Annotated in this window: 8 protein-coding genes and 1 tRNA gene; 1 reads left to right on the top strand and 8 read right to left on the bottom strand. The window is 72.4% G+C overall.

The genetic code is table 11. The annotated features are described in order from the left end of the window. Positions 1-118 precede the first annotated feature (118 nt). From polA to ACRYM6_RS22680, 8 genes are all read right to left on the bottom strand, one after another. On the bottom strand, positions 119-2,902 hold the full coding sequence (gene polA / locus ACRYM6_RS22715) for a DNA polymerase I (protein WP_432545160.1): 2,784 nt from the start codon (positions 2,900-2,902) through the stop codon (positions 119-121). Positions 2,903-2,960: 58 nt separating this feature from the next. After that, on the bottom strand, positions 2,961-3,545 hold the full coding sequence (locus tag ACRYM6_RS22710; RefSeq protein ID WP_432545159.1) for a GNAT family N-acetyltransferase: 585 nt from the start codon (positions 3,543-3,545) through the stop codon (positions 2,961-2,963). Positions 3,546-3,798: 253 nt separating this feature from the next. After that, positions 3,799-4,524 carry an ABC transporter ATP-binding protein gene (locus ACRYM6_RS22705; protein WP_432545158.1) on the bottom strand — a complete coding sequence of 242 codons (726 nt, stop codon included), beginning with the start codon at positions 4,522-4,524 and terminating at the stop codon, positions 3,799-3,801. Then, on the bottom strand, positions 4,521-5,354 hold the full coding sequence (locus ACRYM6_RS22700) for an ABC transporter ATP-binding protein (protein WP_432545162.1): 834 nt from the start codon (positions 5,352-5,354) through the stop codon (positions 4,521-4,523). The genes ACRYM6_RS22705 and ACRYM6_RS22700 overlap by 4 nt, the downstream gene beginning before the upstream one ends. Before the next feature lies 1 nt (position 5,355). Further along, complete coding sequence (locus tag ACRYM6_RS22695; RefSeq protein ID WP_432545157.1) at positions 5,356-6,510, bottom strand: branched-chain amino acid ABC transporter permease; 1,155 nt, start codon at positions 6,508-6,510, stop codon at positions 5,356-5,358. Next, on the bottom strand, positions 6,507-7,496 hold the full coding sequence (locus ACRYM6_RS22690) for a branched-chain amino acid ABC transporter permease (protein ID WP_432545156.1): 990 nt from the start codon (positions 7,494-7,496) through the stop codon (positions 6,507-6,509). The genes ACRYM6_RS22695 and ACRYM6_RS22690 overlap by 4 nt, the downstream gene beginning before the upstream one ends. An 82-nt stretch (positions 7,497-7,578) precedes the next feature. Next, entirely contained in the window at positions 7,579-8,751 is a 1,173-nt protein-coding gene (locus tag ACRYM6_RS22685) for a branched-chain amino acid ABC transporter substrate-binding protein (protein ID WP_432545155.1), read from the bottom strand. 287 nt (positions 8,752-9,038) lie between these two features. Further along, positions 9,039-9,665, bottom strand: coding sequence for an ANTAR domain-containing response regulator (locus tag ACRYM6_RS22680; RefSeq protein WP_432545161.1), 627 nt, complete (start codon positions 9,663-9,665; stop codon positions 9,039-9,041). Positions 9,666-9,769: 104 nt separating this feature from the next. Between ACRYM6_RS22680 and ACRYM6_RS22675 the strand changes: the two genes are divergently transcribed. Continuing rightward, positions 9,770-9,843: transfer RNA gene (locus ACRYM6_RS22675), tRNA-Leu, on the top strand. Positions 9,844-10,017: the final 174 nt, after the last annotated feature.

The raw sequence follows: 10,017 nt of genomic DNA, 5'->3' as shown, positions 1-10,017 counted from the left end.
GGGGGGGGGGGGGGGGGGGGGGGGGGGGGGGGGGGGGGGGGGGGCGGGGGGGGGGTGGGGCGGGGGCCCCCGCGCCCCCCGGCCCCGGGGGGGGGCCCCCCCCCCCCCCCCCCACCGGTCAGTGCCCGGCCTCGTGCCAGCTGCGGCCGACCCCGACGGACACGTCGAGCGGGACGGCCAGCGAGGCCGCGCCGGCCATCGTCGCCCGCACGAGCGCCTCCAGCTCCGCGCGCTCCCCCTCGGCCACCTCCAGGACCAGCTCGTCGTGGACCTGCAGCAGGAGCCGCGAGCGGAACCCCTCCTGCCGCAGGCCCTCGTCGAGGTCGAGCATGGCGACCTTGATGATGTCCGCGGCCGAGCCCTGGATGGGTGCGTTCAGGGCCATCCGCTCGGCCATCTCCCGCCGCTGGCGGTTGTCGCTGGCCAGGTCGGGCAGGTAGCGGCGCCGGCCCATGATGGTCTCGGTCCACCCCGTCCGGCGGGCCTCCTCCACGACGCCGTGCAGGTAGTCGCGGACCCCGCCGAACCGCTCGAAGTAGTCGTCCATGAGGCCCCTGGCCTCCTCGGTGGAGATCTTCAGCTGGTTCGACAGGCCGAACGCCGACAGGCCGTAGGCCAGGCCGTACGACATCGCCTTGATCTTGGCGCGCATCTCGGGGGTGACGGCCGCCGGCTCCACCCCGAACACCCGGCTGCCCACGAAGCGGTGCAGGTCCTCCCCCGAGGTGAAGGCCGCGATGAGGCCCTCGTCCTGGGACAGGTGCGCCATGATCCGCATCTCGATCTGGGAGTAGTCCGCCGTCAGCAGGCACTCGTACCCCCCGCGCTCGTCGGCGGGGCCCACGACGAACGCCTCCCGGATGCGCCGCCCCTCCTCGGTGCGGATCGGGATGTTCTGCAGGTTCGGGTCGGTCGAGCTCAGCCGTCCCGTCGCGGCGATCATCTGCTGGTAAGTGGTGTGGATGCGGCCGTCGTCGGCGACGGACTTCTGCAGCCCCTCCACCGTCTGCCGCAGCCGCGAGGCGTCCCGGTGCTCCAGCAGGTGCGCCAGGAACGGGTGCTCGGTCTTCACGAACAGGGCGGCGAGCGCGTCGGCGTCGGTCGTGTACCCGGTCTTGGTGCGCTTGGTCTTGGGCATCTGCAGCTGCTCGAACAGCACGGTCTGCAGCTGCTTGGGCGACCCCAGGTTGATCTCCGTGCCGATGACCTCGTAGGCCAGCGCCTGGGCCTGCGCGACGCGGTCGGCGAAGTGCTGCTCGAGGTCGGCCAGCAGACCGGTGTCCACGGCGATGCCGACCCGCTCCTGGCGCGCCAGGACGCCCACCAGCGGCAGCTCCACGTCGGCGAGCAGCCGCGTCCCGCCGCGCTCGTCGAGCTCGGTGGCCAGGACCGCGGCGAGCTCGGCGATGGCCAGGGCACGGACCATGCCCTCCTCCGCGCGGGCCTGCAGGTCGCCCCCGACGGGCCCCTCGCCGCCGTCGAGCGTCAGCTGCTCGTCGGCCGGGGCCGCGGCCGTCGACCCCTCGGCGCGCAGCTCGCGCTTGAGGTGCCGGACGGCGAGGTCGGCCAGGTCGTAGCTGCGCTGGTCGGGGCGGCACAGGTAGGCGGCCAGGGCGGTGTCGAAGACGACCCCGGCCAGCTCCCAGCCCCGGGACCGCAGGGCGTGCGAGGGTCCCTTGACGTCGTGCGCGACCTTCGGCCGGTCCGCGTCGGCCAGCCAGGCGACCAGGGCCTGCTCGTCGGCCGGCTCCAGGGTGACCGGGTCGATCCAAGCCGCGACCCCGTCGGCGCCGGCCAGCGCCAGCCCGCTCACCTCCCCGACCCCGCGGCTCCACTCGCCCTGCACGTGCAGGCCGGTGCGCCCCGCGGCGTGCTCGGCCAGCCACGGGCCGACCTCACCGGCCAGCAGGATCGCCCCGTCGACGCCGAACCCCTCCTCGGCCTCGGGCTCGGCCGACTCCAGGGTCGCGAACAGCCGGTCGCGCAGGACGCGGAACTCCAGGCCGTCGAAGACGGTGTGGACCTGCTCGCGGTCCCACGCCCGGCGCAGCAGGTCCGGGACCTCGACCGGCAGGGGCAGGTCGCCCACGAGCGCGTTGAGCCGGCGGTTGCGGATGACGGAGTCGAGGTGCGCGCGCAGGCTCTCCCCCGCCTTGCCCTTGACGAGGTCGGCGTTGGCGATGACCCCGTCGAGCCCGTCGTACAGGTTGATCCACTTGGCCGCCGTCTTGGCCCCGACCCCCGGGACGCCGGGCAGGTTGTCGGAGGTCTCCCCCACCAGCGCGGCCAGGTCGGGGTAGCGCTGCGGCGGGACGCCGTACTTCTCCTCGACCACCTCCGGCGTCATCCGGGTCAGCTCCGAGACGCCGCGCACCGGGTACAGCACGGTCACCCCCGGGCGCACCAGCTGGAACGCGTCCCGGTCCCCGGAGGAGATGAGCACGTCGAAGCCGTCCTGCACGGCGCGCTCGGTGAGGGTCGCGATGACGTCGTCCGCCTCGTAGCCCTCCACCTCGACCACGGGCACCCGCAGCGCGGCCAGGACCTCCTTGACCAGGTCGACCTGGCCGCGGAACTCGTCCGGGCTCTTGGTCCGGGTGCCCTTGTAGTCGGCGTAGACCTCGGTGCGGAAGGAGGCGCGGGAGACGTCGAACGTCACCGCGAAGTGCGTGGGCTCCTCGTCGCGCAGCAGGTTGATGAGCATCGAGGTGAAGCCGTAGACCGCGTTGGTCGGCTGGCCCGTGGTCGTGGAGAAGTTCTGCACCGGCAGCGCGTAGAACGCCCGGTACGCCATGGAGTGCCCGTCGATGAGCAGCAGGCGGGGCCGCGTCGGCGCGGACCGCGCCGGCGGCTTCCCGGCGGTCTTCTTGGCGGCTGTCGTGCGCGCAGGAGGCGGTGTCACGACGGTCAGGGTAGTCAGCTCCCCGGACACGCCCCCCGGCCCGCGCCCACGACCGGGCTCAGCTCGCGGTCGGCACCTGCAGCGCCTCGCCCGCGCGGGCGAGCCGGGCCCGCAGGGAGCGGCGGCGGGCCACGACCCCCGTGGAGGCGGTGGCCGCCTGGCCGTCGGAGAGCCGACGGCGCAGGACCGCCAGCGGCACCGCGCGGCGCACCACGACGGGGGCGAACCCGAGGCGGGCCACGTACCGGGTGAAGTCGCGGTCGCCGGGCAGGACGGTGCAGGCGACCTGGTCGGCGCCCTCGCTCTCGGCGAGGTGCACGGCCCGGCGCAGCAGCGCCCGGCCGACCCCGCGGCGGCGCAGGCCCGGCACGACGTGCAGGTGCTCGATGCTGGGCCCGGCGCAGTTGCCCAGCGGCAGCAGCGGGGTCGTGGTCACCAGGGCGTACCCGGCCGGCTCGGCGCCGAGGAAGGCGAGCAGCACGCGGACCTCCCCGAGCTCCAGCGACCGCACCAGGCGGGACCGGACGTGCTCGACGGAGGCGCGCAGCTGCGCCTGGTCGAACCGGGCGGAGGCGTACAGCTCCATCAGGACGTCGACGTCGTCGGTGCCGGCGTCGCGGACCTCGACTGCGGGTCGTGCCACGTGATCCCCTCCCGCGCGGCGCACCCGCGCGGGGTGCGCACCACTGAGCAGACCGGGCCCCCGCTCCGGTGGCCGCCTCGTTCGCGAGGACGGCTGCGCCGGACACTAGGGCACGGCGGAGCCGGGGGGAAGATCCCGCCGCGATCTCGCCGTGACCTTCACTCGGCGTGGTGAAAGACCGACGCAACGCAGTCGATCGCTCACCCGCCCGCGGGGCCGGCGGGGCCCCGCGGGCGGGCTGGAGCGGAGGACCTCAGACGTCGCCGCCGAGGTAGGCCGCGCGGATGGAGTCGTCGGCGGCCAGGTCGGCGCCGGTGCCGGAGCGGACGACCGTGCCGGTCTCCAGCACGTACGCCACGTCGGAGATGCGCAGGGCCTGCGCGGCGTTCTGCTCCACCAGCAGCACCGTCGTGCCCTGCTGGTTGATCTCCACGATGATCGAGAAGATCTGCTGGATCAGCTTCGGGGCCAGCCCCATCGACGGCTCGTCCAGCAGCAGGACGCGCGGGCGGCTCATCAGCGCCCGGCCGATCGCGAGCATCTGCTGCTCACCGCCCGACATCGTCCCGGCGAACTGGGAGCGGCGCTCGGCCAGCCGCGGGAACAAGCTGAAGACCCGGTCCAGGTCCTGCTTGTAGGCCGCCGTGCGCCGGTCCTTGCGGGTGTAGGCGCCCATGTCGAGGTTCTCCTCGACCGTCATGCCCACGAACGTCCCGCGGCCCTCCGGGGCCTGGCACAGCCCCTTGGTCACCAGCTTGTGCGAGGGGACCTTGGTGATGTCCTCCCCCTCGAACACGATCGAGCCGGTCCGGACCGTCCGCAGGCCCGACACCGTCTTCAGCGTCGTGGTCTTGCCCGCGCCGTTGGCCCCGATCAGCGTGGCGATGGCGCCCTGCGGGACGGTGAACGACACGTTCCGGATGGCCTCGATCCGGCCGTAGTTGACGCTCAGGTCGGAGACGACGAGTTGATCGGTCACAGTTCCTCGTCCTCTGCAGACAGTTGGTCGTCCTCCACGCCGAGGTAGGCGGCGATGACGGCCGGGTCGTCGCGGATGTCCGCCGGCAACCCCTCGGCGATCTTCTTCCCGAACTCCAGGACCACGATGCGGTCGGTGACGCCCATCACCAGGCGCATGTCGTGCTCGATGAGCAGGACGGTGTTGCCCCGGTCGCGGACCGCGCGGATCAGGTCCATCAGCCGCTGCTTCTCCACCGGGTTGAACCCGGCGGCGGGCTCGTCCAGGCACAGCAGCTTCGGCTTCGTGGCCAGCGCCCGCGCGATCTCCAGGCGGCGCTGCTCGCCGTAGGACAGGTTGCGCGCCAGGTCGTCGGCCCGGTGCGACAGGTCCATCATCGCCAGCAGCTCGTCGGCCAGGGCGTTCCCCTCCCGCGTCTCCCGGCGGTGCCGGGGCAGGCGGAGCAGGGAGTTGACCACGCCGGAGCGGTGGTGGGAGTCGGCCCCGACCAGCACGTTCTCGCGCGCCGTCATGTTGCCGAACAGCCGGATGTTCTGGAACGTCCGCGCAATCCCCAGCCGGTTGATCTGGTACCGCTTGCGCCGGCCCAGCGGCTGGCCGTCGAAGACGACCCGCCCCTCCGTCGGCTGGTACACGCCGGTCAGGGCGTTGAAGCAGGTCGTCTTGCCCGCCCCGTTCGGCCCGATGAGGCCGAGGATCTCGCCCTGCCGGATGTCGAACGAGACGTCGTTCAGCGCCACGACCCCGCCGAAGCGCAGGGTGACGTTCTCCATCGTCAGCAGCGGCGGGCCGAACTCCCGCGGGACGCCGGTCCCGCTGTCCTTGGTCATCTCAGGCACGAGCGCCCTCCTCCGTCCCCTCGAGTTCCTTCGTGGCCTCGTCGGCGCGCCGGGCGCGCCTGGCCCGCCGCGGCGGCAGCAGGCCCTGCGGCCGGAAGTTCGCCAGCAGCAGCAGGAGCAGGCCGAACACGACGATGCGGAAGTCGGCGAACTCGCGGAAGCGCTCCGGCAGGTAGGCCACGACCACACCGCCGGCGATGGCGCCCCACCGGTTGCCCTGGCCCCCGATCACCACGGCGGCCAGGAACATCATCGACAGCTGGATCATGAACGAGTCGGGGTTGATCGACCCGATCCGGGACGCGTACAGCGCCCCGGACAGACCACCGACGAACGCGCCCATCGCGAAGGCGAGCAGCTTGAAGCGGAACGTCGGGACGCCGTTCAGCTCGGCGGCCTCCTCGTCCTCGCGGGTCGCCTCCCAGGCCCGGCCCACGCGGGAGGCCTGCAGCAGCCGGTCCCCGACGAGCACGACGGCGATGACGATGAGGGCCAGCCAGTAGTACGGGACGGCGTCCAGCAGCCCGAACTTCAGGAACACCGACCGGGCCCCCTCGCCGAGGTCGACCTTGGCGACGGCGCCGTTCCACACCAGGGACGGCAGGCCGAACAGCTCGGTCGAGGGCGGGCGCGGGATGCCGGTGATGCCGCGGGCCTGGTTCAGCCACTCGGAGTTCAGCGCCGTCAGCCGGATGATCTCGCCGAAACCGAGGGTCACGATGGCCAGGTAGTCACCGCGCACCCGCAGGGTGGGTGCGCCCAGCAGCAGACCCGACGCGGTGGAGATCGTGACGGCCATGACGATCAGCACGAGCCACGGGACCTGGCCGTGCAGCGACCCGAAGACGCCGACCGTGTAGGCCCCGATCGCGTAGAACCCCACGTACCCGAGGTCGAGCAGACCCGCGTACCCCAGGACGATGTTCAGGCCCAGCGCGACCAGGGCGTAGTTCGCGACGGTCGCCAGCACCGCGCCGAAGTCGGCGTCGGCGGTCGAGACGATCGGCAGGTTCAGCAGCGGCAGGATGAAGAAGAACGCCGCGATCGCGAGCCAGACCACGATCTGCACGGGCTTGGGCAGCGCGACCCAGCGGTCGGCGAACGTCGGCCGCTCGGCCTTCCTCGCGGCGGCGGTGGAGGTGCTCATGCGCGGGCCTTCCCGAGGGACTCACCGAGGATGCCGGTCGGCCGGAACAGCAGCACGACGACCAGCAGCAGGAACGAGACGACGTCCTTCCAGGAGGAGGCCAGCCCGAACAGCGTCGCGTAGTTCTCCGCCAGCCCCAGGACGAGACCGCCGACGAGCGCGCCGCGGATGTTGCCGATCCCGCCCAGGACCGCGGCGGTGAACGCCTTGATGCCCAGGATGAAACCGACGTTGTAGCGGGTGACCCCGATGTGCAGGCAGTACAGCAGGGCCGCCGCACCGGCCATCAGGCCGCCGATGAGGAAGGTCAGCTGGACGACGCGCTTCTGGTTCACGCCCATCAGGGCCGCGGCCTCGGGGTCCTGCGAGACCGCGCGCACCCCGCGACCGAGCCGGGACCGGGACACGAACTGGTCCAGGGCGATCATCATGAGGATCGCGGCGACCAGGACGATCAGCTGGTTGCTGCGGATCTCGAAGGAGCCCACGGACAGGATCTGGACGTTGGGCAGCGGGTTGACGAAGGTGGTGTTCTCGCGGGCCAGCCGGACGTAGGGGTCCAGGACGCCGTCGAGGTTGACCCAGCCGGCGATCCGGTCGCGCAGGCCCATGATCTCGGACAGCATGAACGAGGCGCCGATGGCGGAGATGAGGGCCACCAGCGGCGGGGCGTTCTTCTCCCGCAGCCGGCGGTAGGCGACGCGCTCCACGACGAGCGCCACGCCACCGCTGAGGGCCATCGCCGCCAGCAGGGCCAGCAGCAGGAACGCGATCGCGACCGGCACGCTCATGCCCTGCCGGGCGCCGAGCAGGGTCATCATCCAGACCGCGCCGAAGCTGCCCCACATGAAGACTTCGGAGTGCGCGAAGTTGATCAGGCGCAGGACGCCGTAGACGAGGGTGTAGCCGAGCGCGAACAGGGCGTAGATCGCGCCGACCACCAGACCCGTGAAGGTCAGGTCGAGGAACGTGGACAGGAGAACCACCCGGGGGTGAGGGGTTTCGACGGGGGGACGGGAACGCCCGACGGCCCCACCCGCGGTCGCGCGGGTGGGGCCGCCTGCGGGGTCAGGAGGTCTCGATCTCCTGGTCGGCGACGATCTGGCCGCCTTCGACCTTGTAGGCCCAGACGCTGATCTCGCTGGGCTCGCCCTTGTCGTCGAACTTCAGCTGCTTGGTGACGCCCGGCTGGTCGTAGCCCGCGACGTACTCCAGCAGGGCCTCGCGGGTGTAGTTCCCCTCCGCGATGCCGTCGAGCAGGATCGAGGCCGCGTCGTAGCCCTCGGCCGAGTAGGTGGCTGGGGCGGTGCCGTACTCCGCGGTGTAGTCCGCGGTGAACGTGCCGCCCGCCTTGTCCGGCGGCAGGCACGGGCAGGTGACGATCGCACCCTCGGCGTTGGCGGCACCGGCCGCGGTGATGAGGCCCTCGTCCTTGGCGCCGTCGTCGCTGATGAAGGCGACCTGGTCGCTGGAGAGGCCGCCCTCGCGCATCTGCTTCAGCAGCAGACCGCCCTCGGCGTAGTACCCGCCGAAGAAGACCGCGTCGGCGCCGGAGGCGCGGATGTCGGCCACGACCGCGGAGAAGTCGGTCTGACCGGTCTGGATGGTGTTGTCCTTGATGTCGGCCGCGCCGAGGCCCTCGCGGACCAGGTCGGCCAGGCCCTTGCCGTACTCGGAGGCGTCGTCGATGACGTACACCTTCTGCTTGCCGAGCGTGCCGGTGATGTAGTCGGCGGCGGCCGGGCCCTGCGTGGCGTCGTTGCCCAGCACGCGGAAGAAGGTCTTCCAGCCGTTCTCGGCCAGCGCGGGGTTGGTGGCCGAGGGCGTGATGCCGACGATGCCGGCCTCGGCGAAGATCGGGTCGGCGACCTTGGACTCGCCGGAGAAGGCGGGACCGACGATGCCCACGACCTTCTCGTCCCCGATGGCCTGCTGCGCGAGACCCTGCGCCTGGTTCTGGTCGCCCTGGGAGTCGTAGGGGGTGACCGTGACCTGGCACGCCCCGGACTCCGCGTTGTGCTCCTTGACGGCGAGCTTGACCCCGTTGTTGATGTTGACGCCGAGGTTGGCGTTCGGGCCGGTCAGGGCTCCGAAGAAGCCGATGCTGATGCCGTCCGGGCAGCTGCCGCCGCCGGAGGTGCCGGACCCGGACGACGTCTCGTCACCGCCGGTGGTGCCACAGGCCGCGAGCAGGAGGGCGGCCACCGCGGCGGGGGCCGCGAGTTTGACGATGGAGCGCACTGGTTCGTCCTCCTGGAGGAGAGGGCACGGGTCCACGCGCCACGACGCGCGTTCCCATGAGCGCCACCCGGGAGCGGTGGAGCCGTGGTGAACACTAGGGGTTCGTGCACGTTCCGGGTGGCTTCTGCCTGCGTGTTCATCGGCTCGTTACACACAACGGCCACCCGAGAGGGCTCCGGGTGAGCAGATGAGCGCGGTCCGTGGTGCGCACCCGGCACGCGGACGACAGCGCGGACGACGACGGCCCCGGCACCGCGAGCGGTGCCGGGGCCGTCGGGGGCCGCGGGTCAGGAGCGGTCGTCGCCCGCGCTGATGACGGTGGTGGCGACCTCGCGCATCGTCAGGCGCTTGTCCATCGAGGTCTTCTGGATCCAGCGGAACGCCTCGGGCTCGCTCATGCCGAACTGGGTCTGCAGCTTCGACTTGGCGCGGTCGACCAGCTTGCGGGTCTCGAACCGGTCGGCGAGGTCGGCGACCTCGTCCTCGAGGGCCATGATCTGCTGGTAGCGGCTCACGGCGATCTCGACGGCCGGCAGCAGGTCGGCGGAGGTGAACGGCTTCACGACGTAGGCCATCGCCCCGGCGTCGCGGGCCCGCTCGACGAGCTCGGCCTGCGAGAAGGCCGTCAGGAGCACCACCGGCGCGATGCGCGCCTTGGCGATGCGCTCGGCGGCCGAGATGCCGTCCAGGACGGGCATCTTGATGTCCATGACCACCAGGTCGGGCTTGTGCTCCTCGGCGAGGGCCACGGCCTGCTCGCCGTCGCCCGCCTGGCCGACGACGTCGTAGCCGGCCTCGGTGAGCATCTCGACGATGTCGAGACGGATGATGGCCTCGTCCTCCGCGACGACCACCCGACGTGTGGTCGCGGCGGGCGTGGCGGGGGTGTCGGCAGTGTTCGTCACGCGGGGCATCCTAGTAGGTGCGCCGGGACTACTACGACTGGTCGTGGTGGCGGGGGCGTTCGGGAGCACGCGCGCTCCCCCGGTAGGGTGATCGACGCCCCCTCGCGGGGTCGGCCCTGGTAGCCCAACCGGCAGAGGCAATCGACTCAAACTCGATCCAGTGTGGGTTCGAATCCCACCCAGGGCACCGCACGGCGAAGGCCCCGGAGCACCGTGCTCCGGGGCCTTCGCGCGTCCGGCCGGGGGGGGGGGGGGGGGGGGGGGGGGGGCGGCGCCGCCCCCGGGCGCGGCCCAGCGGTGGAGCCCGGCCCCCCCCCGCCGCCGCGACGGCCCGCTCGCGGCCGCGCCGCAGCCCCACTAC

It is taken from the genome of Kineococcus rugosus, from assembly GCF_050871975.1.
Lineage (GTDB): Bacteria > Actinomycetota > Actinomycetes > Actinomycetales > Kineococcaceae > Kineococcus.
Note: the sequence above shows the minus strand (reverse complement) of the source record. Positions and strands in the feature narration are given on the sequence as shown.

Bases quoted from the DNA above. Each gene is read 5' to 3' on its own strand.
- ACRYM6_RS22700 (WP_432545162.1), bottom strand. From the start codon at position 5,354: ATGACCAAGGACAGCGGGACCGGCGTCCCGCGGGAGTTCGGCCCGCCG.
- ACRYM6_RS22695 (WP_432545157.1), bottom strand. From the start codon at position 6,510: ATGAGCACCTCCACCGCCGCCGCGAGGAAGGCCGAGCGGCCGACGTTC.
- ACRYM6_RS22680 (WP_432545161.1), bottom strand. From the start codon at position 9,665: ATGCCCCGCGTGACGAACACTGCCGACACCCCCGCCACGCCCGCCGCG.